The sequence below is a fragment of the Sphingomonas sp. T1 genome, from assembly GCF_902506585.1.
Classification (GTDB): Bacteria; Pseudomonadota; Alphaproteobacteria; order Sphingomonadales; family Sphingomonadaceae; genus Sphingomonas; species Sphingomonas aerolata.
Genome location: NZ_LR733875.1, coordinates 1,042,064 through 1,067,760, shown reverse-complemented (window position 1 = coordinate 1,067,760; position 25,697 = coordinate 1,042,064). Strand labels below are relative to the sequence as shown.

The following is a 25,697-nucleotide window of genomic DNA, read 5'->3' as shown; positions in this document are numbered from 1 at the left end:
AGGATCAGCGCGCCCGCCTCAGGCCTTGTCGAAGCTCGCGCCCCACTTGCGGACCGGACGGTCCTTCCACAGGCCGCGATGATACGCGTCCGACGCGAGCAGCGGCATGACCGAACCCGCTTCGGCGAACACCATCTGCTCGATGCCGGTGTTGACCTTGCCCCACGACGCCGCCTCCTGCAGCGTCGACGACGAGCACGCACCGTCGCGCACGTCGGCGACCGTGATCTGCACCGCATATTTGTGGACCTGGACGTCGTCGTGACCGAGGATCTCGGCGCAGACGACGGTGTCCTGGATGAAGTTCTTCGGCACGCCGCCACCGATCATCAGCAGGCCGGTGGTGCCCGCCTTGATCTTGATCTCGGTCAGCTCGCGGAAATCGGCGATCGCGTCGAGGACCATGTACGGCTTGCCCGCCTTCGCGGCATCGACCTGGTGCTTGACCAGACCGAAGCCGGCCGAGCTGTCGACGAACGCCGGGCAGAAGATCGGCACGTCATGCTCATAGGCGAGCTTGACGAGGCTGTTCTCCTTCTTGCCGTGCTCGACGAGATACTTGCCCATCTCGCGGATGAACTCGCGGCTCGAATAGGGGCGGGGTTCCAGCGTCTCGGCGATCTCGAAGATCGTGTGGTCGACGTGCTGGAGCTCTTCCTCGTCGATATAGGTGTCGTAGATCCGGTCGATCATCAGCGAGCGCAGCACGTCGTCGTGCGGCACCTCGAGCGCCTGGTAATGCTTGTGGCCAAGGCCCTCGAAGAAATCCATGTCGACGATCGTCGCGCCGGTCGCGACGATGCCGTCGATCATGTTGTTGCGCAGCAGCTCGGCATAGAGGTCCATGCAACCGCCAGCGCTCGTCGAGCCGGCGATCACGAGGAAGATCGTGCAGTCCTTGTCGGCGAGCATCTGGTTGTAGATGTCGGTCGCACGGCCAAGGTCGCGGCTGGTGAACGACATCTTCTTCATCGCGTCGACGATCGGCCGCGCGTCGAAGCTGGTGATGTCGATATGCTCGACGGTGGTGGACAGGAGCTCAGCCTTGCGCTGCGCGTCGATGCGGGTGTCTTCGGTCATGGTCATCATCCTCAAACGTCGTCATCCCCGCGCAGGCGGGGATCCATAAACTCGGGGGCAGGTGGAGCCGCGCCGATAGCGTTTATGGATTCCCGCCTGCGCGGGAATGACGGTAGAAATAATAGCTAGTGGTTACAGCGTGACGACGTTGGACGCGAGGTCCTGGTACCGTTCGTCGTACAGCGAGACCATCGGTTCGTCGGTGACGATCACCGTCTCGTCCGATCCGAACCCGTTGAACGCGGTCCGCATCGCCGAGCCGTACGCGCCGAGCATGCCGATCTCGATATAGTCGCCGGCCTGGATGTCGGCGGGCAGCAGGAACGGCCCGGCCATGTGATCCATGTCGTCGCACGTCGGACCATAGAAGCTGAACTCCATGTCCTTCGCCCGGCTGTCCGGCTCGCGGAGCAGCTCGACCGGGAAGCGCCAGCCGATATGCGCCGCATCGAACAGCGCGCCATAGGCGCCGTCGTTGATGTACAGTTCGGTCCCGCGGCGCTTTTCGACGCGCACGATAATCGACGAATATTCCGCGCACAGCGCCCGGCCGGGCTCGCACCACAGCTCGGACGAATAGCTGACGGGCAGCGATTCGAACGCACGGTGGATCGTCTCGAAGAAACGCTCGAGCGGAGGAGGCTCCATCCCCGGATAGGAGGACGGGAAGCCGCCGCCGACGTCGATCACGTCGACCGTGACCGCTGCCTCGACGATCGCCGCGCGGACGCGCTCCATCGCGTTGGAATAGGCTTCGGGAGTCATCGCCTGGCTGCCGACATGGAAGCAGATGCCGAGTGCGTCCGCCGCCTGGCGGGCCGCGAACAGCAGCTCCTTGGCTTCTTGCGGTGCGGCACCGAACTTCGACGCGAGGCTCAGCTTCGAATGCTCGGACGACACGCGCAGCCGGACGCACAGCGTCAGGTCGGTAGCTTCGCGGGTGGCGCGCACGACCTTGTCCAGCTCTTCCAGGCTGTCGAGGCTGAAGGTGCGGACACCGTGCGTGAAATACGCCTCGGCGATCGCTTCCTCGGCCTTGACCGGGTGCATGAAGCACAGGGTCGCCTCAGGCAGCGTCCGCGCGACCAGGCGCACTTCGGCGATCGACGCCACGTCGTAATGTGTGATGCCATTGTCCCACAGGATCTGCAGGAGTTCGGGAGATGGATTCGCCTTCACCGCATACATCGAGCGGCCCGGGAACTTCTCGACGAAGAACCGAGCGGCGCGCGCAGCAGCGTGCGGACGAACGAGCGTGACCGGATTGACCGGGCGCCCCTTAGCGATGTCGATGCCGCCCCCGATGAGGGGAGTGTCGGCGGTCGAATGGGCTTTCGCTAACCCCAGCGCGATATGATGCTTGACCAATTCAAGGGACCTCCAATGTCCTGAGACAAATTACGAAAACACTGCCTTGCGGTTGGAAGTCCCATGGGGCAGCGGAAGCGCGATTTAGGGGCGCACGCCCCCCATGTAAATAGCATCTGCACCACAGGAGACGACGTGTGACGATTTTGCGACAGCCGACACGGGCCGGGGTCCGTGACGCGGCAGAGAAGATCGCGCGCATCCTGCCGCCGACGCCGCTGTTCGTGGCCGAAATCCGGGGGATAGCGGTCGCGTTCAAGGCGGAATCGCTGCAGCCGGTCGGCGCGTTCAAGATTCGCGGCGCCTGGCACCGGCTGACCGCGATTCCCGAGGCCACGCGGGCGCGCGGCGTCGTCGCCTTCTCGTCGGGCAATCATGCGCAGGGCGTGGCGTGGGCGGCGCGGCGACTCGGCATCGCCGCGACGATCGTCATGCCGTCGGACGCCCCGCGCACGAAGCGCGACGCGACGCTGGCGCTCGGCGCGGAGGTCGTCGCCTATGACCGCGCGACCGAGAGCCGCGAGGCGATCGCCGCACGGCTCGCCAAGGCACGCGGTGCGACTTTGGTGCCGAGCTTCGACGATCCGTGGATCATCGAGGGGCAGGGCAGCGCGGGGATCGAGGCGCATGCCCAGATGGCGGCGCTGGGTCTGGGGTCGCCCTCCCGCATCGTCGTCCCGTGTGGTGGCGGCGGGCTTGCGGCGGGGGTCGCGCTGGCGGTCAAGGACGCGGCGATCACGGTGGTCGAGCCCGAGGGGTGGGACGACATGCGACGCTCTCTCGAAGCGTCGTGGATCGAGCCGGTCGGGCCGAACCCGCCGCCGACCGCGTGCGATTCGCTCCAGACGCAGCGCGTGTCGCCGCTGACCTTCGACGTGCTGTCGCGCCGCGATGCGACCGGCGTCGCGGTCAGCGAGGCAGAGACCGCGGCGGCGCAGCGCTGGGCGGCGGAGCGGCTGCGGCTGGTGATCGAGCCGGGCGGCGCGGTCGCGCTCGCGGCGCTGCTGGCGGGCAAGGTGCATCCCGAACCCGGGCTGCTCGTCATCCTGTCAGGCGGCAATGTCGACCGCGCCGCCTATGCAGCGGTGCTGGCGGGCTGATCTCAGTCGGCCGCGGGCGGCAGCGTGCGGACCGCGGGCTTCGCGCAGGCATAGGCCTGTTTGTAGCCGCGGTTCCAGCAGGCGACGAAGCCGTCGAGGATATTGAGGTTCATCGGCCAGGCATAGGCGCGCGGCTTGCCGTCGACGCCGACCGGGGCATAGCCCGCCGGCCGGGGGAGTGCGGCGAGCTTGGCGCGGGCGGTATCGAGGCCCGCCAGATCGCGGCGCAGAAAGGCGATGCTGCCGTCGACATACAGGTTCCAGCCGAACCCCATATCCTCAGCCGGCGGTTTGCGCGCGGCCTCGAACAGCGCGATCGCGGGCGCGGTCTGGCCGGCATTGGCGCGCAACTGTCCCTCGTGCCAGTTGAGCAGGCCCGCCGTGCGCGGATCGCCCGCATGGCTCGCGCGCCACGCCGCGATCGCATCCGCCGCGACCAGATCGCATCCCGCCGCGGCGAGCGGTCGCCAGCCGCTGGTCGGTGTCTGGTCGAACGCGCGTTCGACGAGCGCGAGCATCGCCGCCTTATCATAGCGGCAATTTGCGGGGGCAGGGGGCGTGGGTGCGGCCTGCGCGACGAGCAGGGCGATCAGGATCGGCATGGCGGCTCCCAGGTCCGGAAGGGACGGGGGCCATGCTATTTTCGCGGACGATCAAGTCAATGCGGCACGTCCGGTTTCCCTATCGGCGCGGCTCGGCGTAACGCTGGCGCATGAACGCCGCCCTCGTCACCATCGCCGCCGCCGCGCCCGCCATCGCCATGCTCGGCATGTTCGCCTGCCTGATCGGCGGCATCACGCTGATCGTGAAGAACCACGACCGCCGCAAAGGCATACTCATGCTGGTGATGGCCGCAGTCCTGCTGGCCAATGTAGCAATCTGGACCCTCTAACCCCTCTCCCCCCGGTGGAGAGGGAGGGGCCCGCCGCGCAGCGGTGGGAGGGTGAGGGCACGCCGGGGAGAGCAACGCTCGCCCCAGGCACCCCCTCATCCGTCACCGGATCGGCGAATTCGGATCCAGCCGCATGTCGAGATACTTGTCGACCGACCCCATCAGCTCGGGCATCTCATGCTCGAAGAAGTGGTTCGCCTTCGGGATCGTGTCGTGATGGATCGTGATGTGCTTCTGCGTGCGCAGCTTGTCGACCAGCTTCTGCGTCGCACCCGGCGTCGCGACCTCGTCGCCCTCGCCCTGGATGATGATCCCGCTCGACGGGCAGGGGGCCAGGAACGTGAAGTCGTACAGGTTCGCCGGCGGCGCGATCGAGATGAAGCCGCGGATTTCGGGCCGGCGCATCAGCAGCTGCATGCCGATCCACGCACCGAAGCTGACGCCTGCGATCCACGTCGTCTGCGCCTCGGGATGGAAGCTCTGCACCCAGTCGAGCGCGCTCGCCGCATCGCTGAGCTCGCCGACGCCGTTGTCGAACACGCCCTGGCTCTTGCCGACCCCGCGGAAGTTGAACCGCAGCGTCGCAAAGCCGCGCCGCTGGAAGGTCTTGTAGAGCTGCTGCACGATCGCGTTGTTCATCGTGCCGCCCGCAGACGGGTGCGGGTGGAGGATCATCGCAACGGGCGCGCGCGGGCGCGGACCCGGCGCAAAACGACCTTCGAGACGGCCTTCGGGACCGGGAAAAATGACTTCTGGCATGGGCACTCGCGAGCTGGGATACGCACTCGGGTGGAGTGCCGGACGATGCGCGCTATATAGGTAATGCACCCCTTTTCGCAATTGGAACCGACCCTGTCCCGTAACGAACCCCGCATCTACCTCGATCACGCCGCCACCACGCCGATGCGTCCGGAGGCCGTCGCGGCGGTGATCGAGGGCATGACGCGCTGGGCGAACCCGTCCTCGCCGCATGCCGAGGGGCGCGCGGCACGGGCGGCGCTGGAGGATGCGCGGCGGCGGATCGCGCAGGCGCTCGACTGGCCGCACCACGTCATCCTGACCAGCGGCGCGAGCGAATCCGCAAGCCTCGCACTGCGCGGCCGGCCGGGCATCGGCGTCGCCGCGGTCGAGCATGACGCGGTCCTGCGCGCGGCGGACCGCCCGGTCATGCTCGATGTCGATGCGGGCGGTCTCGTCAGGACCGAGGGGCGGGACTGGACCGCCCTCCAGTCCGCCAACAGCGAAACCGGCGTCCTCCAGCCCGCAACCGCCAGCCCGCGCATCGCCGACTGCGCGCAGACCGCCGGCAAGCTCCCGCTCCCCGACGCCGACATGATCATCGTCTCCGCGCACAAGCTCGGCGGCCCGCCCGGGATCGGCGCGCTGCTCGTCCACGACCTCGGCCTGCTCGATCCGACCGGCGGGCAGGAGCGCGGCTATCGCGGCGGGACCGAGAATCTCCCCGGCGCGCTCGGCTTTGCCGCCGCACTCGAAGCCCCGCGCGACTGGTTCGCGCCGCTCGCCGAGTTGCGCGCCGAGCTCGACGCCGCGATCCTCGCAAACGGCGGCGAGATCGTCGCGCAGGCCAGCCCCCGCATCCCGACCATCGCCTCCTACCGCATGCCCGGCGTCGGCGCGGCGGCGCAGCTGATCCGCCTCGACATGGCCGGCTTCGCGGTCTCGGCGGGCAGCGCCTGTTCGTCGGGCAGCATGCGGCCGAGCCATGTCCTCGCCGCGATGGGCTATCCCGCCGACGCCGCCGCGCAGGTCGTTCGCGTCAGCTTCGGCTGGACCACCACCGCCGACGACGTCGCGCGCTTCGCCGAGGCCTGGACGCGCATCGCCCGCGACATCAGGGCGGCCGCATGAGCTATCTCGACTATCAGGCGACCACCCCGCTCGCGCCCGAGGCGCTCGCCGCGATGCTCCCCTGGCTCGAATCGCAGCACGCCAACCCGCATTCGCCCCACCGCGAAGGCCGCCGCGCGAAGGCCGCGGTCGAATATGCGCGCGACCAGGTCGCGGCGCTGCTCCCCTCCGGCGGCCGCGTCGCCTTCACCAGCGGCGCGACCGAGGCGCTCAACTGGGCGATCAAGGGGACAGCGGGGCCCATCACGACGCTCGCCACCGAACACGCCGCCGTCCTCGACACCGCGGCGGCGGAAGCAGCGCAGGGGCGCGACGTGACGATCCTGCCGGTCGGCGCGGACGGGATCGTAGATCCCGATGCCGTCGCCCGCACGGGTCTGGTCGCGGCGATGCTCGTCAACAACGAGATCGGCGTGATCCAGCCGATCGCCGCGCTCGCCGATGCCGCGCACGCCGCCGGCGCGCTGCTGCTCTGCGACGTGGTGCAAGGCTATGGCCGCGTAGCGATCCCCGACACCGTCGACCTGATCGCCATCTCCGCGCACAAGATCCACGGCCCCAAGGGCATCGGCGCGCTGTGGATCCGCGACGGCGTCACGCTCGCCCCGCTGCTCCACGGCGGCGGGCAGGAAGCGCCCGGCCGTTCGGGCACGCTGTCGCCCGCCCTGTGCGCCGGCTTCGGTATCGCTGCGCAGCTGATGGCCGACCGCAGGGATCAGGACGCCGCGCATGTCGACCGCCTCTGGTCGCTCGCGCGCGACCGGCTCGGCCCCGGCTGGACGATCAACGGCGCCACCGACCCGCGCTATCACGGCAATCTCAACATCCGCCGCGAGGGGCTCGACGTGAACCGGCTGATGTCCGACCTGCGCGACATCGCCTTTTCCGCGGGCTCCGCCTGTGCGAGCGGGTCGGGGCGGTCGAGCCACGTCCTGCGCGCGATCGGCCTGACCGAGACCCAGGCCCGGTCGAGCATCCGCCTCGGCTTCGGCCGCTACACCAGCGAAACAGAGCTCGCCGCCGCGACTGACGCGATCGCGGCCGCCGCGGAAGGGCAATGGCCATGATCGTCCGCTTTCCATGATCGTCCACTTCATCGCCCGCGACGGCAGCATCCGCAGCGTCGCCGCCACTCCCGGCGACCGGCTGCTCGACGCCGCCCAGGCGGACGGCCAGCCGCTCGAGGGGACGTGCGAGGGCCAGCTTGCCTGCGCGACCTGCCATGTCATCGTCGACGCCGCCGATGTCGCACGGTTGCCGCCGGCAAGCGCGGACGAGGAGGACATGCTCGATCTCGCCCCCGGCGCGACCCGGACCAGCCGGCTCGCCTGCCAGATCCGCCTCACCGAGGCGCTCGACGGACTGACGGTGCGCATCCCCGGATGACCGACCGGGCGAACCTTACAGAATGACAACGGCCGGTTCAGCGTCGAGCCACGGCGGTTCGGCGATCAAGCCTCCACCGCCCCAGTATACGGGGCATAGATACAGCCCCGCTGCCCGGGGCTCGAGTGGAGTAGCTCTCATGAGGATCATCGCTTTCTTCGCCGCCGGCGCCCTGGCCGCCGGTACCCTGGTCGCAGCGGCCCCCGCGGACGCACAGCGTTACGGCTGGGACGGGCCGCGCGGCGGCGGGCATCATGACCGCAGCTGGCATGGCCCGCGCCACCGCTATGACGGCTATCGGAATCGCGGTTACCGTGGCGGATATCGGGGCGGGTACCGGGACGGATATCGCGGCGGCTATCGCGGGCACCACGGCGGCTACCGCGCGCATTACGGCTATGGCGGGCCGCGTGGCTATGGCCGCTCGCGCGTCGTGTGCCGCATCCAGCGCGGCTATTACGGCCCGGTTCGCCGCTGTTTCCGTCGTTGATACGGAACCGTAATGAGGCGGGGCGAGTTTGCTAACATAGGTTATGGGATTCACGCGAATCCAGACCGCTCAGGAGACTTTCCATGAAGTTGTTTACCCTCGCCGCCGCCGGTCTCGTTGCGCTCACCGGCCTCGCGCCCGTCGGCTTTGCCGCCGAGGCATCCGCACAGCGCACCGTCGTCCATGAGCGGACCGTCGTCCGTCACAACGACAACCGCCCTGGCGTCCGTCATCGTACGCGCACGCGTCAGGTCTGCCGCAACGTGGTCCGCAACCATCATCGCCAGCGCGTCTGCCGCACGGTCCGCGTCAACCGCTGAGAACGGGCCTTCCCCCGGGTCAGGCCGTAAAGCGGCTTGATCATCCCGTCCGACCCCGCCATATGCGCAGCGGGAGTCGGGCGGACGGGGTCGTCGCCAACTTGGTCAGATCCGGAAGGAAGCAGCCACAACGATTTCGCCCCGGGTCGTCCCGGCTCCCACCGCGAACATTTGCAAGCAAATGTGAGCGCGGCCAGCGGCGGAAAGCGCCGTCTGACGACACGGCGTCGCCGTGGCGCCCCCACCTCGCTACCAAACCCCTGATCCGAAACAGCTTTCACAAAGACGTTCCCGAAACGTTCCATTTCGCTGTAAAATCGTCCGCGATTGTGGTACGCCGCACCATGGCCCAGATCGCTCCCAGTTCCGGCCCCCGATACGCCGTCCCGAACGGCCGCACTCCGATCTCGGGCTGCACCGCGACGACGCCCGATGTCGACCCGACACCCAATGTTGAATCGCGCTATCGTCTCAACATTCGCAACATTCGCGGTCCCGGCCATGCCCTTCGACACCGGACCCGACAGCCGCTATGACGACCGCAATGTCAGATTCCTTCGACTTGGGCGAACCGCCGCAGCCGGCTGCTAAGGCGGATGTCGCGTACCGCGTGCTCGCGCGCAAATATCGTCCGCAGACCTTTTCCGAGCTCATCGGGCAGGACGCGATGGTCCAGACGCTCGGCAACGCGATCAAGCGCGACCGGCTGGCGCATGCCTTTTTGATGACCGGAGTGCGCGGGGTCGGCAAGACGTCGACCGCGCGCCTGATCGCCAAGGCGCTCAACTGTATCGGTCCGGACGGGCAGGGCGGTCCGACGATCGACCCGTGCGGCGTCTGCGAACCCTGCCGCGCGATCGCCGAGGGCCGCCATATCGACGTGATCGAGATGGACGCCGCGAGCCATACCGGTGTCGACGACGTCCGCGAGATCATCGACGCGTCGCGCTATTCGGCGGTCACCGCGCGCTTCAAGATCTACATCATCGACGAAGTCCACATGCTGTCGAAGAACGCGTTCAACGCGCTTCTGAAGACGCTGGAGGAACCGCCCGCGCATGTGAAGTTCCTGTTCGCGACGACCGAAGTGAACAAGGTGCCGGTGACGGTCCTGTCGCGCTGCCAGCGCTTCGACCTGCGCCGCATCTCGGCGGAACAGCTTGCCAGGCACTTCGCCTGGGTGTCGACCGAGGAAGGCGTCGTCGCCGAGCCCGAGGCGCTGATGCTGATCGCGCGCGCCGCCGAAGGGTCGGCGCGCGACGGCCTGTCGATCCTCGACCAGGCGATCGCGCATGCCGGACTCGAAGGCGGCGGCGTCACCGCGGACGCGGTGCGGCAGATGCTCGGCCTGTCCGATCGCGGCGCGGTGCGCGACCTGCTCGCCCTGATCCTGGCGGGCGACGGGGCAGGGGCGCTCGCCTCGCTGCGGCGGCAATATGACTATGGCGTCGATCCGCTGTCGGTGCTGCGGTCGCTGCTCGAAACCGTCCACGGCATCACGCTGACCAAGGTCGGGACGCCGGCCGACGCCGCGCAGCCCGCGGAGGAGCGCGCCGCGCGCGAGGAGTGGGCGGCCAACCTGTCCTACCCCGCGCTGCATCGCCTCTGGCAGCTGTTCCTCAAGGGCCATGACGAGGTCGCCAAGGCAGTCCTGCCGATCGAGGCGGCGGAGATGGCGCTGCTGCGGACGATATACGCATCGACGCTGCCCGATCCCGGCGAACTCGCGCGGCAGCTCGCCGGCGCTCCGCCACCCGCAGCTGCGGCCACGGCGTCGACACAGGCGCCGGCGCCCGCTCCCGCATCCTCCGGCGAGGCACCGCCCTGGGCCGGTGCGGGGGCGTCCGCTCCGCCGGCACCCGTCGACACCGGTCCGATCCTGCCGCCGACCTTCGCGGCTCTGGTCGATCTGCTCGACGATTCGGGCGGGCTGGCGATCGCCGCGCGGCTCCGCCACGGCGCACGGATCGTCTCCTATGCGCCGCCCGAATTCGCGCTCAGCGGCAGCCGGCCGGTCTCGGCCGACACGCTGGCCGAACTGGGCACGCTGCTGAAGTCGGTCACGCGGACTGCCTGGAAGGTGTCGATCGTCGACGCACCGGGCGAACCGACGCTGCGCGAGGCGCAGGACGCCGCCGATGAGGCGGTGAAGCAGGCCATACTCGAATCCCCCATCATGAAGGCCGCGGTGGCAGCGTTTCCCGACGCCAAGCTTGAATCGTGGCCGGGTCAAAGGAGCAACGCATGAAGAATATCGACGAAATCCTCGCCATGGCGCAGAACGTCCAGACCGAGCTCGAAAAGGCGCAGGCCAATCTCGACACGATCGAGGTCGAGGGCGCGTCGGGCGGCGGGCTGGTCAAGGTCAAGGCGTCCGCCAAGGGCCGGATCATCGGCATCGCGATCGACGATTCGCTGATGCAGGTCGGCGAGAAGCAGATGCTCGAGGATCTGCTGACCGCCGCCTTCAACGATGCCCGCGCCAAGGCCGATGCGGTCTCGGGTACCGAAATGTCCAAGATGACCAGCGGCCTGCAGCTCCCGCCGGGCTTCAAGCTGCCGTTCTGATCTGCCGGGTGCGGCGGCTGCCGGCCCCTAGCGTAGGCAGCCGTCGAGCCCTTGGGTGCGGACCGTCGAGACGCGGCGCGACAGCGTGTTGCCGTGGCGGCGGACGAAACCGCGCGGCGCGATCGCCGCGCGCTTCTTCGGCAGCGGCAGCACCGCCGCGATCCGCCCCGCCTCGGTCGCCGACAGCCGCGACGCATCATGGTTGAAATACCGGATCGCCCCGGCATTGGCGCCATAGGTGCCGATCCCGGTCTCGGCGATGTTGAGATACACCTCCATGATCCGCCGCTTCGGCCACAGCGTCTCGATCAGGACGGTGAAATACGCCTCGAACGCCTTGCGGACATAGCCGCCGCCCTGGAACAGGAACGCGTTCTTCGCGGTCTGCTGGCTGATCGTCGACCCGCCACGGATCCGCCCGCCCTGCGCATTGCGGGCCGCAGCCCCGGCGATCGCCTTGAAGTCGAAGCCGCTGTGCGAACAGAACCCCGAATCCTCGCCCGCAATCGCGGCGCGCGCCATGTCGGGATCCATCTCCGACAACGGCATCCAGTCCTTCGTCACCGTATGCCCGGACAGAAGGTCGCCCATCATCGTGAAGGTGAAGGGCGGCGGGACGAACCGGTACAGGCCGACCCAGGCGACCGTCACGACGACGAAGACGAACGCGAATTTGGCGAGGATGCGGATAAGGCCCATCGCCGCTCCTTATGCGATCACCACGCCCCCGCCAATGATCGCCCGCGCCGCCGCGACACCGGTTTCATATGCGCCGTGCGCCGTAGAGAAATCCTCGCGGTGGCAGGCCTCGCCAGCGAAGAAGATCCGGCCGTCGACCGGCTCGGCGAGCACCGCACGCTGGCCCGCGCATCCGATCCGCGCATGGCTATAGCTACCGCCGATCCACGGCTCTCGGCGCCAGCGCGTCGCGGCAAGCGGCGTGAAGCGGCTGCGCCAGTCGCTGCCGAGCAGGGCAACGAGTTCGTCGATCGCGAACGCCGCGGCGTCGCCATCCTCCAGCATCTCCGCGCAGTCGCCGCCGAAGAAACTCTCGATGATCGGCCAGCCGAACGGCGACAGGCGGTGGCTGGCGGTGCAGGCGGCATAGGGGTTGCCGACGAGATGCGCATTCGCCGGCCATTCCGGGCGATCGACATGCAGGAACACCTTGTCCGCCAGACCGAGTGGGAGGTCGGCGGCGGCGGCATGCTTGTTGGGCAAGGGCGGGTCGAACCTGATCTGCGATCGGGCAAGCACGGTGGTGGGCACGCAGACGATGACATGATCCGCGTCGATCGTCCCCGACGTCGTGTCGAGCCTGATCTGCCGACCGCCATGGTCGATACGGGTGACCAGCGTGGAGAGGCTGATCGGAAGACCGGCGGCATGGCTGGTGACCAGCGTGCCATAGCCTTGCTTCACGGTCCAATTATGGTCCGACGCCGCATTTTCATACGCGGCCCAGTCATGGAGCGACACCTGCGACAGGTTCGCGCCATTCGCATAGCCGGAGATCGCGTCGATCCTCGACCGCCACGGATCGTTCACACCGACAAACTCGGACAGGGCGCGGTCGGGACCGTCGACTGCCGCCAATGCGCGGGCGTTCCACTCCTGATAGGCGGTGGACGAAGACGCCTGCTCTTCGGGTGAAAAACAGAGGTTACGCCATTGCGTGCGCCAGTTCGCGTCCGACCGGTCGACGTTGAAACCCGAAAGCTCCGCGATCGCGGTCCATGGGTTGCGCTGCGCGGAGTGGAGCCACCCGCAACCGGCATCGACATTAGATCCCGCAGGGACAGGATTCGCCTCTGCCACACTGCCCTCGCGGCTCAATAACGCGTCTATCGAAAGACTATGCGCCCGACCACCAAGGCGGTCGCTCGCCTCGACCAGCAACACATCATGCGCGGCGTCATGGAGCGTCCGCGCCGCCGCAATACCGGCCGCACCGCCGCCGATGACGACGGTGCGCATGACGTCAGGCGGCGAGCAGGCGCTTTTCGCCGGCGATGCGCATCATTGCCTTTTGCAGCTTCTCGAACGCGCGAACTTCGATCTGGCGAACTCGCTCGCGCGAGACGCCATAGACCTGCGACAATTCCTCGAGCGTCTTGGGATCGTCCGTCAGGCGGCGTTCGGTCAGGATATGCTGTTCACGATCGTTGAGGTCGTCCATCGCGGATACCAGCATCGAGTGGCGGACGTCGGCCTCCTGTGCGTCGGCGACGATCTTGTCCTGGAGCGGTGCGTCGTCCTGCAGCCAATCCTGCCACTGGCCTTCGCCGTCCTCACGCATCGGCACGTTGAGCGAGGTGTCACCGCCCATCGCCATGCGGCGGTTCATGCTGACGACGTCGGTCTCGGCGACACCGAGATCGGTGGCGATCTTGGTCACGTGCTCGGGGCGCAGATCACCGTCCTCGAATGCATCGAGGCGGCTCTTCATCCGGCGCAGATTGAAGAACAGCTTTTTCTGCGCTGCGGTGGTGCCCATCTTCACAAGCGACCAGCTGCGCAGGATATATTCCTGGATCGATGCGCGGATCCACCACATCGCATAGGTAGCGAGGCGGAAGCCGCGCTCAGGCTCGAATTTCTTCACGCCCTGCATCAGGCCGATATTGCCTTCCGAAATCAGCTCGGAGGTGGGCAGGCCGTAGCCACGATAGCCCATGGCGATCTTGGCCACGAGACGAAGATGCGACGTCACCAGCTGCGCCGCAGCATCGGTGTCGCCATGCTCCTGGAACCGCTTGGCGAGCATATATTCCTGCTCAGGTTGCAGGATGGGGAATTTCTTGATCTCGGCGAGATAGCGATTGAGACCCGCCTCGCTGCCGAGCGCAGGTATCGTCGCTGGAACGTTGGAGCGGGCTGCCATGGTAGTCTTCCCTTTCTGCGAAACCATACCGCACTGCGGCAGGGTCCGATATCTATACGTGAAGCTCGCTGAACAGTTCCTGCATGTCCGCAGGCATCCTGCTTTCGAACGCCAAAGCGTTACTATTTATAGGATGGATGAACCCGAGATACGCGGCGTGCAAGGCCTGACGGCGGAAACCAAGCGTTTCGAGCAGCGTCTTCTGACCGGGCCGGTTTCTACCGTAGACCGGGTCGCCGAGCAAGGCGTGCCCGATCGAGGCCATGTGGACGCGCACCTGATGCGTGCGACCCGTTTCGAGCCGGCACTCGACCAGCGCGGCATCGCGAAGCGGTTGCAGCGTCGTGAAATGCGTGACGGCGCGTTTGCCGCCTTGGACGATGGCGATCTTCTTCCGGTTTTGCGGACTGCGCGCCAGCGGGGCATCGACGGTCCCCGAGGAAGGGCGCGGGATCCCGCCGACGATCGCGCAGTAGCGGCGGTCGATGCTGTGATCGTGGAACTGCTTGGCCAGTCCCTCATGCGCGCGGTCGCTCTTCGCGGCGATCATCAACCCGGAGGTATCCTTGTCGATACGGTGGACGATGCCCGGACGCGCGACCCCGCCGATCCCCGACAGATTGCCCGCGCAATGGTGCAGGAGCGCATTGACGAGTGTGCCGTCGAAATTGCCCGCTGCGGGATGCACGACCAGACCCGCCTGCTTGTCGACGACGATCAGATGCTCGTCCTCATAGGCGATGACGAGCGGGATGTCCTGCGCCTCGTTATGCAGCGGCGTCGGTGGCGGCACGGCGATCGCGAAGGTCTGACCGGCAGACGCCTTTTTTGACGAATCACGCCAGGGCTGACCTGCCTGCGATACCGCGCCAGCGGCGATCAACGTTTTCAGACGTTCGCGCGACATCGTCGGGACGGCATCCGCGAGCGCGCGGTCCAGACGCCATCCATCGGCCGCCGCGGCGATTCTCGCTTCAATCGTGGCAACCCCCCGGTCCATGCGATAGCGATGTGGCGATGAGCGTTAAGATTTCAAGCGGCGTCCTCGATCGGATGCTTGCACGGGCGGCGGCATCGCCGGCGGAGGAGGTTTGCGGACTGCTCTTCGGTACGCCGGGTGCCATCGCGACGGCAGAGCCTTGCGAGAACGTCGCGGACCATCCCGCCCACAGCTTCGAAATCGATCCTGCAGCGCTGCTGGCCGCGCATCGTCGCGCGCGCCACGGCGGCCCAGCGGTCATCGGTCATTACCACTCGCATCCCACGGGCAACCCCGTGCCGTCGCCGCGCGACGCCGCGCAGGCGATGGGCGACGGAGCGATCTGGCTGATCATCGGCGGCAGGCAAGCCCGCGCTTGGCGCTCTCATGCCCCCGGCGCATTTGCCGAGGTTGCCATTGTGCTGATTTGACGTGATCCGCGGAGCATAAAGCGCGAAGCGCCAACGATGCGCCTTGCCGCTTGCCAGCCAATCGTGGCGAGGTCAGAACGGCACATGTTTTCGAGAGGATATTCATGACTGTCAGCCCGGTCGATTTTGCCAGCCTGTTGTGTTCGCGTTTGTGTCACGACCTGCTGTCGCCGGTCGGCGCGCTCAACAACGGGCTCGAACTGCTGGCAGACGAAACCGATCCGGCAATGCGTGCGCGGTGCATGGAGCTGTTGGCGGACAGCGCACGCGCATCGGCGAGCAAGCTCAAATTCTTTCGCTTGGCCTTCGGCGCTGCGGGAGGATTTGGCGAGGAGGTCGCAACCCGCGAGGCCAAGTCCGCGATTGAAGGGCTGATCGCCGAGAACAAGCGGATCGAGCTCGCCTGGCTCGTGGACGAGGAAACGATGCCCAAGGCGGCGATCAAGGTCCTGCTCAACCTGGTGCTGATCGGCGGCGAATCGCTGGTGCGTGGCGGCCGGATGGAGATTGGCGGCGAGGACAATGCCGGCCATCTCGAGGTGGTCGTGAAGGTCGAGGGGCCGCGGCTCGTCCTGGACCCCGAGATTCGTCGGACGCTGGTCGACGGTCCTGGCGACACGGCGGTAACGCCGCGCGCGGCCGCCGCCTTTATGGTGCACACGCTCGTCGCCGAGAACGGGGGCAGCATGCAGATCTTCGAACCGTCCGACGGCGTCATGATCTTCGGTGCCGTGTTCAACGCGCGATAACACGGCTGTATACGGTGGTGCGGCGGGGGAGGAGCGATCCTAACGCGGCCTTAACCCCTGTTCGTCATGACGGGCCCGACGCACGCGTTCCGGGGCCCGCATGGACGATCTTCTACAGGAATTCATAGCCGAGACGCGCGAGACGCTGGAGGCACTGTCGGGCGAGATTGTCGCCTGGGAGGCGGCGCCGACGGATCGCGCGCGGCTCGACGCAATCTTCCGCTTCGTTCACACGGTGAAGGGCAGCTGTGGGTTTCTGGACATCCCCCGGCTGGCCCGGCTCAGCCACGCCGCTGAAGACGTGCTTGCGGCGGTTCGGGACAACAAGCGCGTGCCCGACACCGCGCTGGTGAATGCCGTGCTCGCGATCGTCGACCGGATCGGCGAGATCGTCGAGGCGATCGATGCCGGCGCAGCGCTGGACGATGCAAGCGAGGAGTTGCTGATCACGGCGCTGGCGGAGGACGCCGCGCCGGCGGCCGTGCCCGTACATGTCGCAACCGTGCGGGCCAGCAGCCGCAGTGTCCGTTTGAACGTCGATCTGCTCGACCGGATGATGAGCGGCATGTCCGACATGGTGCTTGCGCGCAACGAACTGGCGCGGCGATTGCGAGATAACGTCAGCGATCCGCATGTCGATGCTGCGCTCGAACGGCTCTCGCTGACGGTCGCCGATATGCGCGACACGGTGACGCGCACCCGGATGCAGAAGATCGATGCGCTGTTCTCGGCGCTGCCGCGCATGGTCCGCGATACCAGCGCGGAACTGGGCAAGGCGGTCAACCTGGTGATCGAGGGCTCTGACGTCGAGCTCGACCGCGAGCTGATCGAGCTGATTCGCGATCCGCTGGCACATATCATCCGCAACGCCGTCGATCACGGGATCGAGTCGCCGGCCGACCGTCTGGCCGCGGGCAAGCCCGCGACGGGGCGACTCGTCGTGTCCGCACGCCAGTCGGGCAACCAGATCCTCATCGAGATCAGCGACGACGGACGTGGCATCGACGTTGCGCGGATCGTCAGCAAGGCCAAGGACCAGGCCCTGCGTACCGAAGCGCAGATCGGCGCGATGGATGAGGACGCACAGCTCGATCTCGTATTCGAAGCGGGACTGTCGAGCCGCGACACGGTCACGACAGTCTCGGGACGCGGCGTCGGCATGGATGTCGTGCGCGCCAATATCGAGCATATCGGCGGGCGCATCGCGCTGTGCAACATGCCCGGCCGCGGGTTGCGGATCGTCATTCACGTGCCGCTGACGCTGTCGATCCTGTCCACGATCATCGTCAGCGTGGGGACGCAGCGTTTCGCGCTGGCGCGGCAGTCGATCGAGGAGATCGTCAGGGTCCGTGGAACGCAGGTGCGGATCGACACGATCGGAGATGCATCTGCCGTCGCGGTCAGGGGACGGCGGATGCCGCTGGTCTCGCTGGCCGCGCTGTTCGGGCTGGGCGACCATGACCCTGGCACGCTCGTGATCGTGTCGACCCGCGAAGGCGATTATGCGCTCGGCGTCGACGATGTGCTCGACGCGGAGGAACTGGTCGTCAAACCCGCCTCGCCGCACGTGATGGCGACCGGCGTCTACGCCGGCCAGACGCTGCCCGACAGCGGCCTGCCGATGCTGCTGCTCGACGGAGCGGGGATCGCGCATGTCGCGGGGCTGCGGTTTTCCGCCCTCGCGGTCTCGCACGACGAGGCGGCGGCGGACAGCGTTGCCGGCGTACAGGCGCTGCTGTTCGACGATCTGGACGGCAAGCGCCGCGTGATCGCGCTGGCGGTGATCGACCGGGTCGAACCGGTGGCGACGTCGGCGATCAGCTTTACGGCGGGCGCGCTGCGTCTCGCCATCGGCGGGGCGATCGTGCCGTTGCATTCGGTCGGCACGATCGGCGACCGGGAAGAGGTCGCCGTACTCCGTCTGACCGATGGCGACAGCGAGATGGCCTATGCGATCGCGGAGGCCATCGAGATCGTCGAATTGCCGCCCGAAATGGCGCCGGCTAATGGCGGCGGGCCGATCGCGGGCGTCGTGATCATCGGCGGTGAGCAGGTCGAGCTGATCGATCCGCACGCGTTGTTCGCGGGCGAGCCGGTCCGGCGCGCCTCGCGCCCGGTCTGCCTGTTGCAGAGCGACAGCAGCGGGTGGATGGAGACGTTCCTCAAACCCGCGCTCGAGGCGTCGGGCTATCGGTGTGTGACACGCCTCGCCGCGGGCGAGACGCCTGCGGTCGCGCTGGCGATGGAGGATGGACCGGTCGAGGCGGTCGCCGCTCCGATCGTCACGCTGCGCCGTAATCGGGAGGGTACAGGTGCGCAGGACCACAGCATCTATCGCTATGACCGTCCGGCGCTGATCGAGGAACTCGCGCGGCGGGTCGCGGCGCAGGCCGGCGCGCTACAAGGGGATTCAGCACCGTATATTCGCGCCGTGACGAGTGGGGGAGCGCGCTGATGGAATTGTTTCTGATCGCGCATATCGCCGGGCGCGGCGTCGCGATTCCGGCAGAGCAGGTCGGCTCGGTTGTCGATATCGGTGATGTCGTCGCGGTGCCGCAGGCGGAGGCGGCGATCCGCGGGCTGACCGCGCTTCGCAGCCGGGTTGTGACGGTGATCGATACCGGCACTGCACTGGGGCTCGCGCCGACGCCCGAAACCGCCAGGCGGGCAGTCATCACGCAGGTCGACGGGCATGACTATGCGATCCTGGTCGACTCGCTCGAGGATGTCGCGCCGTTCGAGCGGCTGCCGCTGTCGTCGGGGCTGGCGCTCAACCACGGCTGGGCGGCGGCGGCGTCGGGGCTGGTCGATCGCGATGGCGAGCCGATGCTGGTGCTCGACCTGACCGCAGTCGTGCCGTCGTCCTTGCCCGCGCTCGTCGCCTGAACAGCGGCCAACTCGCGCGCGCTTAACCCGGTGCTTACGCTTTGCCGGTTAAGGCGGGCGCCATGATCACCCCGGAAGGCTTTCCATGAAGACCTGTCTTGTCGTTGATGATTCGAAGGTGATCCGCAAGGTCGCGCGTCACATCCTCGAAACGCTTGATTTTACCGTTCGCGAGGCATGTGACGGCCAGGAGGCGCTCCAGTGCTGTCTGGAGTCGGTTCCGGACGTCATCCTCCTCGACTGGAACATGCCCGTCATGAGCGGCATGGATTTCCTGCGGGCGTTGCGCGACAGCGATATCACGCAGCGTCCCAAGGTCGTCTTCTGCACGACCGAGAACGGCATGGCCTATATCCGCGCCGCGATCGAGGCGGGCGCCGACGAATATGTCATGAAGCCGTTCGACCGCGAAACCCTCGCATCGAAGTTGCAAATCGTCGGCATGGCCTGAGCGGGTCTTACGACACCGTGGCCGCCTCGCTGCCCCTTCCACCGCTGCCGCGGTCGCCTTCGTCCGCCGCCGCGCGCGTCCTGATCGTCGATGATTCGGTCGTCGCCCGCGCGGTGATGGCACGGCTGATCGACGCGAGCGCGCAGTTTACCGTCGTCGGTGCGGTCGCCAATGCGGGAGCCGCACTCAAGTTCCTGCGCTCTGCCGAGGTCGATTTCATCCTGCTCGATATCGAAATGCCGGGGGTCGATGGGCTGACCGCGCTGCCGGACCTGATTGCCGCGGGACAGGGTGCCAAGATCCTGATCGTCTCCTCCTCAGCCGATGAGGGCGGTGCGGCCGCGGTCCAGGCGCTCGCGCTCGGGGCGGCGGAAACGTTGGTGAAGCCGGGCGCCAGCGGCATGTCTGGCCGCTTTGCAACCGCACTTGTCGAAAAGCTCGAACGCCTGTGCGAAGCCCCGGCCGCGATCGTGCCTACCCGCGCGTCGGGACTGAGAAGCGCGCGCAACGTCACGGCCGCGCTTGAGCCGCTGTGCGGCCGGGGTGCTGCGGATCAGGGCCGTTCCGTCGCGGCCGGCGACGCCTATGACATCGTCGCGATCGGTGCATCGACCGGCGGGATCCACGCGCTGAGCCAGTTGCTGCGTGAGTTGCCCGCCAAGTTCCAGCTGCCGATCCTGATCACGCAACATTTGCCCGCGTCGTTCATGCCGTATTTCGCGGCACAACTCACGGTCCTGTCCGGCCGGCCGTGCGACGTCGCGACCGACCGCCTGCGGATCCGCCCCGGCCGCCTGTTCATCGCCCCCGGCGACGCCCACATGACCTGCGTGCGGCTGAGGGACGGCGGTGCCGCGATCCGCCTCAGGCAGGGCGTCGTCAGCAGCGGTTGCCTGCCCTCGGTCGATCCGATGCTGGGATCGGTCGCCCAAGTCTTTGGCGCGCGCGCGCTGGCTATCATGCTGAGCGGCATGGGCCGCGACGGTGCGGAGGGGGCGCGACAGGTCCATGACGCCGGCGGCAGCGTGGTGGCTCAGGATCAGACGACGTCGGTCGTCTGGGGCATGCCGGGCGCAGTCGTGTCGTCGGGTGTTGCTGCGGCGATACTGCCCCCCGAGGCGATCGGGCGGCTCATCGCGTCGCAGCGTCGTCCATGATGGGCGCGTCAGCGTTGCGCGGACGGAGCATGCCGACCACGGCCCCGTCATCCTCACCGGCCCCGGCGGCCTCCCAGGCGACGATCGACGTGCTGACCGCGCTGCTGGAAGCGCGGACGGGGCAGCAGATCGCGGCCTATCGCTCCTGGCGCCTCGATACAGCGCTCAAGCCGCTGTTGCGTGAACGCCAGCTCGGCAGCCTTGACGAGCTGGTTGCGCAGTTGCTGGCCGGAAAGGATCGGGAGATCGGCGAGCATATCGTCGATGCGCTACTAAACCAGGAAACGTCCTTCTACCGCGACGCGCAGGTCTTCGAGCACCTCGTTGCGGCGATCGCGGATGCCGAGGCAGCCGGTCATCGTATCCGGATCTGGTGCGCGGGATGTTCGACCGGGCAGGAGCCGCTGTCACTGGCGATGTTGTTCGCCGAGCGGCACGAGACGACCGGTGCGCCGGTTCCGGACATCATCGCGACCGACGTGTCGGGCGCCGCAATCGCCCGCGCACGGTCGGGGCGTTTCACGCAGTTCGAAATTCAGCGTGGGTTGCCGATCCGTCGGATGATGCGGTGGTTCGACGGTGTCGGCGCGGACTGGGTCGCCAAGCCAGAGCTGGTAAAGCTTGTCACGTTCCGGCGCGTGAATCTCGTGTCCGATGCGGCGCCCGCAGGACGTTTCGACCTGGTCCTGTGCCGCAATGTCCTGTTGTACCTGACGGCGGAGACGAAATTGCGGGTGTTCTCGACGATCGCACGGGCGTTGCGGCCCGGCGGCCTGTTCGTCATGGGCGCGGGGGAGACGGTGAGCGGGCAGACCCCGTTGTTTGAGCCGAGCCAGCGCTATCGCGGCTTCTACGAAACGCCGTCGTCAAGCACTGGCGATCCGCGGCTTCGCGCGCCCGGGTCCTGATCCCGCGATAGAGGCCTGCGGCAGTTTACATCGCGGCACGATCCCGGCAAGCGTTGGGGGATGACGATCCAAGCCGCACCTCCCGCGACGCATCGGTTTGGCCTGCGGGACTTTGCGATCGTCGTCGTGATGAACGTTCTGTGGGGGCTCAACATCATTGCCGTGAAGATGGCGGTGACGGAGATCGCGCCGATGACGGCCGGGTTCCTGCGTCAGGTCATCGTGTTCGCAGTCTGCGCGAGCTGGTTCCGGCTGGTGCCGGGACGGACCGCGACGCTGGCACTGCTCGGACTGTTGTCGGGCGGCATCTTCTATCTGGTGATCAATCTGTCGCTGTCGGTCGCGACGAATATCGGCGCGTTGGCGATCGCTGGCCAACTCGGCGTCCCGTTCGCGCTGCTGCTCGCGATCGTCGTCTTTCGCGAACGGATCCACTGGCCCCGGATGCTGGGGATAGGCCTGTCGATCCTGGGAGTGGTGCTGCTGGTCTTCGATCCGTCTGCAGCGCGCGAGGGCGCCGGTCTGGCGCTGACCGCGCTGGCAAGCCTGATCTGGGCGATCACGTCGCTGATCCAGCGGCGGCTCGTCGGCGTGCCGGTCCTGACGATCTATGCCTGGGTCGGGCTGATGGGCAGCCTGGTAATGGCGGTCGTGGCGATGATCACCGAGCCCGTAGCAATGCGCGCGATCCCCGACCTGCCGCTTCGCACTGTCGGCTGGGTGGCGTTTTCCGCGATCGGATCGACGGTGATCGGCCAGGGCTCGATGTCGTGGCTGTTGCAGCGTCATTCGGTCAGCGTGGTCACGCCGATGACGCTCGCCGCACCAATTATCTCTGTGTTCGCCGCGGCCTATTACTTCGGCAACCCGTTGACGCTATTGATGCTTGCAGGCGGAGGCGTTGCGATGCTCGGCGTCGCGATCGTCACGATCCGGACCGCACGCGCGGACCGGCTGGAGGGGAAGCTGGCTTGACGATCATCGAGACGCCGTCACCGAATTTCGACGACCGAACGCTGCCTGTCAGCATGATCGTATTGCACTATACCGGCATGCAGGACGGCCCGTCCGCGATTGCCCGCCTGCGCGATCCGGACGCGAAGGTGTCGGCGCATTATTTGATCGAGGAGGACGGTACCGTCCTGCGGATGGTCGCCGAGGACAAGCGCGCCTGGCACGCGGGACGATCGCACTGGCGCGGGATCGAGGACGTCAATTCGGCGAGCATCGGCATCGAGATCGTCAATCCTGGGCATGAGTTCGGCTATCGCCCGTTCCCGCCGGAACAGATCGCCGCGCTGCTGCCGTTGGTGGCGCAGATCAAGGACCGCCACGAGATCACGCGGGGTAACATCGTCGGTCATTCCGACATCGCGCCGACGCGCAAGCGCGATCCCGGCGAGTTGTTCCCGTGGCACGAACTGGCGCGACGCCGGCTCGCGCTGCCGCGGCCGACCAAGAATCTGATGGATCCCGGCTGGACCGAGGGCGGGTTCTGCCTTGCGCTCGAACGGTTCGGTTATGACGTGGAGAACCGCATGGCGGCGATCATGGCGTTCCAGCGCCGGTTTCGCCCCGAGCTGGTGGACGGCGAGATCGATGCCGAATGCCGGTGCATCCTGCTTGCTTTGCTGCTTCCCAAACCGATGGGTGACGACTAGGGATCGGCGCGCCAGAGGGTCGGGCGGCCGCGGGGGTGTTGTAATGGCATCCGCGAGGAAAGTCCGGGCTCCGCGGAACGACGGTGCCGGGTAACGCCCGGCGGGGGTGACCCCAGGGACAGTGCCACAGAGAGCAGACGGCCAACCCTCGGCGCAAGCCGGGGCGGTCAGAGTGAAAGGGTGCGGTAAGAGCGCACCGCGCGCCTGGTAACAGGGGCGGCACGGCAAACCCCACCGGGAGCAAGATCGAATAGGGGTGGCACATGGGCTTCGTTCCGGCTCGTCACCCGGGTTGATTGCTTGAGGCGGCGGGCAACCGTCGTCCTAGAGGAATGGTCGCCTAACTTTCGACCGAAGGGTCGGAAATGGACAGAACCCGGCTTACAGACCCTCTGGCATCGATTGTTGAAGCATTGCAGACTGTCCCAAATTCTCAGGGGGGACGTAATGCGTATCAATGGGGCTGCGGCTTTGCATGCGGGCGTGCTGGCGATGATCTGCGGATCGTTGCCGGGCGTTGCGCAAACGGCGGCATCGACGACGGTCCAGCAGGATTTCGAAGCGGCGGCTGCGCTCGATGCGACGCCCGATCGCGCGGCGGCGCTCGCGGCCTGGGAAAAACTCGAAGCGCGAACCAAGGCAGGATCGCGCAATCGCGGCATCGTCCTGGTGCGCAAGGCACCGGTACTGTTCTCACTGAAACGCTCCGATGAGTCGGTAAGGGCCGCGCGGGCTGGCCTGGCGTTGCTTCCGGCAGACGATGCGAACCTTGCGGAAGATCGCACGCGCGCCTTTCTCATCCTCGGCCAGGTTGCCACCGACACGCTCGACTATGCCGGCGCGGTCACCGCGCTTCAGCAGGCCGAGGCTGCCGCGATCAGCAGCGCCGACAAGCTGGGGGCGATGCTGTCACTGGTTGCGGTACAGACGTTTGTCGATCCGGCGGCCGCGGCGGCAACGCTGGCGCGGAGCGATACGTTGATCGCCAATTCGAAGCTCGACAATAGAACCGCCGCCCGGTTCGTCAGAGAACGGACTATCCAGAAGCTGAATACAGGCGATATCGCCGGTGCGCGTGCCAGTTCGTTGCAAGCGGTGAAGCTTCTTGGTGGTATGGAAACGGCCAAGATCGACCCGATGGACGCGGCGGCGCGGTCCGATGCTGCGATCGCTTTTCTGCTTGGTGGCAATGCCGACGAAGCGCGGCGCTATATGGCCTATACCGGCGCCGGGCGGATGAAGAAGGGATCGTTCGACCCTGCAGCAGAGATGCGATCCCCCGATTGCGGCGGGGATGCGGGGTTGAAGCCCAATGATGTTGCCGTGGTCGAATTCAACATTGCAGACGACGGCACCATAGAGCGCGCGCGGCCAATCTACGCGGCGGGCGGAGGCCAGGTAGCGCTGGAATTTGCGCGCGCGGTCAAGGGCTGGTCATGGCCCGCCGCAGACGTGCAGGCGATCCCCGCCTTCTACCGCTATAATGTGCGGGTCGAAATGCGGTGTTCGACCGCGTTCGAGCGTCCGTCCATCGGCGACGGGCTGGGCGGGGCTCTCGAGCAGTGGCTGGCGGATAAAGGCGTGGCGGTTCCGCCCGCGCCGCCAGGGCCGGCGGCGGCGGCCTTGGGTGCGCAGCGCGCGGAGTTGGCCTCGGCAATGACCCAGTCGCCGAACGGATTGAAGACGTTGGCGGCGCTTTACCGGGTAACCGGCAATCCGACCGTAGCACAGGAAGAGCGCGCCGCTCTGCATGCGCGTGGTTTGGCTATTGCCACGGCAAATGATGCGCCACCAAGCGCACGCCTGGCTTTCGATCTGCCCGCGCGTATCAATGCGGTCACCGACATCTGGAAGCCAGGCGTCTATCAGAGAACGGTATCGCCGCTGCTGTCAGACCCCGTCTACGCAAATGATCCGCAGGCTCGGGCCGCGATCCGGCTGATGATGGTCGACGGCAATGTGTCGCGATCCCGCAAGTCGGACAAGAACGGCGTGTCGCTCGCGATCCTGCGGCAGGTCGCGGAGGACAAGGGACTTCAGGCGAACGATCCGTTGCGGGTGGGTGCCTTGATCCGGATTGCCGCGATCGAGGAAAGCAATGGGCAGATCGAGGCGGCGCGCGCGACATTCGCATTAAGTGGGCTGACGGCAAATCAGTGCGCGATCATGGATGCCCCGCCCAAGATGATCGCCATGCCGGGTTCGGAGGCATTTCCCATGGAGGCACAGCGCTGGGGATTTGAGGGGTGGACCCAGCTCCAGTTCGACGTCGCAGCCGATGGCCATGTCATCAATCAGCGCGCATTGCTGAGCTATCCGCCGTTCATCTTTTCCGAGGCTGGAACGAAGTTCCTCACCAAGGTGAAATTTGCGAAGACCTATCGTCCGGACGGCGGGCTGGGTTGTGGCGCAACGGTGAATCGTATCAGGTTCACATTGCCGGGCTAAGCGTTGCGGCGCTCGGGCGGCAATGTGACGTCCGTCGGGAGCCTCGCACACCTTGCTGCCAATCCATTAG

Annotated in this window: 27 protein-coding genes and 2 other RNA genes; 21 read left to right on the top strand and 8 right to left on the bottom strand. The window is 67.0% G+C overall.

Annotation, left to right across the window (positions count from 1 at the left end):
* Positions 1-18: 18 nt before the first annotated feature.
* Both GV027_RS04740 and GV027_RS04735 read right to left on the bottom strand, forming a co-directional pair.
* A complete protein-coding gene (locus tag GV027_RS04740; RefSeq protein ID WP_031396469.1) occupies positions 19-1,080 on the bottom strand; it encodes a 1,9-bis(guanidino)-5-aza-nonane synthase in 1,062 nt (353 codons plus the stop codon).
* 132 nt (positions 1,081-1,212) lie between these two features.
* Positions 1,213-2,448 (bottom strand): type III PLP-dependent enzyme, encoded by a 1,236-nt coding sequence (locus GV027_RS04735; protein ID WP_159511131.1) that lies wholly within the window; start codon positions 2,446-2,448, stop codon positions 1,213-1,215.
* Between the two features lie 137 nt (positions 2,449-2,585).
* Between GV027_RS04735 and GV027_RS04730 the strand changes: the two genes are divergently transcribed.
* Positions 2,586-3,548, top strand: a complete 963-nt coding sequence (locus GV027_RS04730) for a threonine ammonia-lyase (RefSeq protein ID WP_037531084.1) — start codon at positions 2,586-2,588, stop codon at positions 3,546-3,548.
* Positions 3,549-3,550: 2 nt separating this feature from the next.
* Here the strand turns inward: GV027_RS04730 and GV027_RS04725 are convergent, their stop codons facing one another.
* Positions 3,551-4,150, bottom strand: coding sequence for a hypothetical protein (locus GV027_RS04725; protein WP_236559046.1), 600 nt, complete (start codon positions 4,148-4,150; stop codon positions 3,551-3,553).
* A gap of 110 nt (positions 4,151-4,260) precedes the next feature.
* Here GV027_RS04725 and GV027_RS04720 point away from each other — a divergent pair, with 110 nt between their 5' ends.
* On the top strand, positions 4,261-4,440 hold the full coding sequence (locus tag GV027_RS04720) for a hypothetical protein (protein WP_159511130.1): 180 nt from the start codon (positions 4,261-4,263) through the stop codon (positions 4,438-4,440).
* 102 nt (positions 4,441-4,542) lie between these two features.
* Here the strand turns inward: GV027_RS04720 and GV027_RS04715 are convergent, their stop codons facing one another.
* Entirely contained in the window at positions 4,543-5,199 is a 657-nt protein-coding gene (locus GV027_RS04715; RefSeq protein ID WP_031395613.1) for an alpha/beta hydrolase, read from the bottom strand.
* A gap of 63 nt (positions 5,200-5,262) precedes the next feature.
* Here GV027_RS04715 and GV027_RS04710 point away from each other — a divergent pair, with 63 nt between their 5' ends.
* The 8 genes from GV027_RS04710 to GV027_RS04675 all read left to right on the top strand — a co-directional run bounded on the left by GV027_RS04710 (position 5,263) and on the right by GV027_RS04675 (position 11,073).
* Positions 5,263-6,309, top strand: a complete 1,047-nt coding sequence (locus tag GV027_RS04710) for a cysteine desulfurase family protein (RefSeq protein WP_159511129.1) — start codon at positions 5,263-5,265, stop codon at positions 6,307-6,309.
* A complete protein-coding gene (locus tag GV027_RS04705) occupies positions 6,306-7,376 on the top strand; it encodes a cysteine desulfurase family protein (RefSeq protein WP_159511128.1) in 1,071 nt (356 codons plus the stop codon). Before GV027_RS04710 ends, GV027_RS04705 begins: the two co-directional genes overlap by 4 nt.
* A 13-nt stretch (positions 7,377-7,389) precedes the next feature.
* Positions 7,390-7,695, top strand: a complete 306-nt coding sequence (locus tag GV027_RS04700) for a 2Fe-2S iron-sulfur cluster-binding protein (protein WP_159511127.1) — start codon at positions 7,390-7,392, stop codon at positions 7,693-7,695.
* Between the two features lie 139 nt (positions 7,696-7,834).
* Entirely contained in the window at positions 7,835-8,185 is a 351-nt protein-coding gene (locus tag GV027_RS04695) for a hypothetical protein (protein ID WP_159511126.1), read from the top strand.
* 83 nt (positions 8,186-8,268) lie between these two features.
* A complete protein-coding gene (locus tag GV027_RS04690; RefSeq protein ID WP_031441523.1) occupies positions 8,269-8,505 on the top strand; it encodes a hypothetical protein in 237 nt (78 codons plus the stop codon).
* A gap of 70 nt (positions 8,506-8,575) precedes the next feature.
* Positions 8,576-8,669: signal recognition particle sRNA small type (ffs, locus tag GV027_RS04685), an RNA gene on the top strand.
* A gap of 380 nt (positions 8,670-9,049) precedes the next feature.
* Positions 9,050-10,753 (top strand): DNA polymerase III subunit gamma/tau, encoded by a 1,704-nt coding sequence (locus GV027_RS04680; RefSeq protein ID WP_159511125.1) that lies wholly within the window; start codon positions 9,050-9,052, stop codon positions 10,751-10,753.
* A complete protein-coding gene (locus GV027_RS04675; protein WP_031395321.1) occupies positions 10,750-11,073 on the top strand; it encodes a YbaB/EbfC family nucleoid-associated protein in 324 nt (107 codons plus the stop codon). Before GV027_RS04680 ends, GV027_RS04675 begins: the two co-directional genes overlap by 4 nt.
* Before the next feature lie 27 nt (positions 11,074-11,100).
* On the opposite strand, the gene mtgA is transcribed toward GV027_RS04675, so the two are convergent.
* The 4 genes from mtgA to GV027_RS04655 are packed head-to-tail and all read right to left on the bottom strand — an operon-like array spanning position 11,101 to position 14,957.
* Positions 11,101-11,772 carry a monofunctional biosynthetic peptidoglycan transglycosylase gene (gene mtgA, locus GV027_RS04670; protein ID WP_107045134.1) on the bottom strand — a complete coding sequence of 224 codons (672 nt, stop codon included), beginning with the start codon at positions 11,770-11,772 and terminating at the stop codon, positions 11,101-11,103.
* Positions 11,773-11,781: 9 nt separating this feature from the next.
* On the bottom strand, positions 11,782-13,050 hold the full coding sequence (locus GV027_RS04665; protein WP_159511124.1) for a flavin monoamine oxidase family protein: 1,269 nt from the start codon (positions 13,048-13,050) through the stop codon (positions 11,782-11,784).
* Positions 13,051-13,054: 4 nt separating this feature from the next.
* Positions 13,055-13,957 carry an RNA polymerase sigma factor RpoH gene (gene rpoH / locus GV027_RS04660; RefSeq protein ID WP_031396358.1) on the bottom strand — a complete coding sequence of 301 codons (903 nt, stop codon included), beginning with the start codon at positions 13,955-13,957 and terminating at the stop codon, positions 13,055-13,057.
* Between the two features lie 52 nt (positions 13,958-14,009).
* On the bottom strand, positions 14,010-14,957 hold the full coding sequence (locus GV027_RS04655) for an RluA family pseudouridine synthase (protein ID WP_159511123.1): 948 nt from the start codon (positions 14,955-14,957) through the stop codon (positions 14,010-14,012).
* 17 nt (positions 14,958-14,974) lie between these two features.
* On the opposite strand from GV027_RS04655, the gene GV027_RS04650 reads away from it, so the two are divergent.
* The 11 genes from GV027_RS04650 (at position 14,975) to GV027_RS04600 (ending at position 25,627) form a co-directional block, all read left to right on the top strand.
* The gene (locus GV027_RS04650) at positions 14,975-15,367 is read left to right on the top strand and encodes a Mov34/MPN/PAD-1 family protein (protein WP_159512731.1); all 393 of its coding nucleotides are present in this window, start codon (positions 14,975-14,977) and stop codon (positions 15,365-15,367) included.
* A 104-nt stretch (positions 15,368-15,471) separates the two neighbouring features.
* Positions 15,472-16,116, top strand: a complete 645-nt coding sequence (locus tag GV027_RS04645) for a histidine phosphotransferase family protein (protein WP_159511122.1) — start codon at positions 15,472-15,474, stop codon at positions 16,114-16,116.
* A 100-nt stretch (positions 16,117-16,216) separates the two neighbouring features.
* Entirely contained in the window at positions 16,217-18,571 is a 2,355-nt protein-coding gene (locus GV027_RS04640) for a chemotaxis protein CheA (protein ID WP_159511121.1), read from the top strand.
* On the top strand, positions 18,571-19,002 hold the full coding sequence (locus GV027_RS04635) for a chemotaxis protein CheW (RefSeq protein ID WP_056680424.1): 432 nt from the start codon (positions 18,571-18,573) through the stop codon (positions 19,000-19,002). The genes GV027_RS04640 and GV027_RS04635 overlap by 1 nt, the downstream gene beginning before the upstream one ends.
* 85 nt (positions 19,003-19,087) lie before the next feature.
* Complete coding sequence (locus GV027_RS04630; protein ID WP_031396352.1) at positions 19,088-19,453, top strand: response regulator; 366 nt, start codon at positions 19,088-19,090, stop codon at positions 19,451-19,453.
* Positions 19,454-19,470: 17 nt separating this feature from the next.
* Positions 19,471-20,610, top strand: coding sequence for a chemotaxis-specific protein-glutamate methyltransferase CheB (gene cheB / locus GV027_RS04625; protein WP_268893536.1), 1,140 nt, complete (start codon positions 19,471-19,473; stop codon positions 20,608-20,610).
* Positions 20,611-20,639: 29 nt separating this feature from the next.
* Positions 20,640-21,518 carry a CheR family methyltransferase gene (locus tag GV027_RS04620; RefSeq protein ID WP_236559045.1) on the top strand — a complete coding sequence of 293 codons (879 nt, stop codon included), beginning with the start codon at positions 20,640-20,642 and terminating at the stop codon, positions 21,516-21,518.
* 60 nt (positions 21,519-21,578) lie between these two features.
* Positions 21,579-22,493, top strand: coding sequence for a DMT family transporter (locus tag GV027_RS04615; RefSeq protein WP_031439674.1), 915 nt, complete (start codon positions 21,579-21,581; stop codon positions 22,491-22,493).
* A 53-nt stretch (positions 22,494-22,546) separates the two neighbouring features.
* The gene (locus tag GV027_RS04610; protein ID WP_081874152.1) at positions 22,547-23,179 is read left to right on the top strand and encodes an N-acetylmuramoyl-L-alanine amidase; all 633 of its coding nucleotides are present in this window, start codon (positions 22,547-22,549) and stop codon (positions 23,177-23,179) included.
* Between the two features lie 11 nt (positions 23,180-23,190).
* Positions 23,191-23,579, top strand: an RNA gene (gene rnpB, locus GV027_RS04605) — RNase P RNA component class A.
* A gap of 47 nt (positions 23,580-23,626) precedes the next feature.
* Entirely contained in the window at positions 23,627-25,627 is a 2,001-nt protein-coding gene (locus GV027_RS04600; protein WP_159511119.1) for a hypothetical protein, read from the top strand.
* Positions 25,628-25,697: the final 70 nt, after the last annotated feature.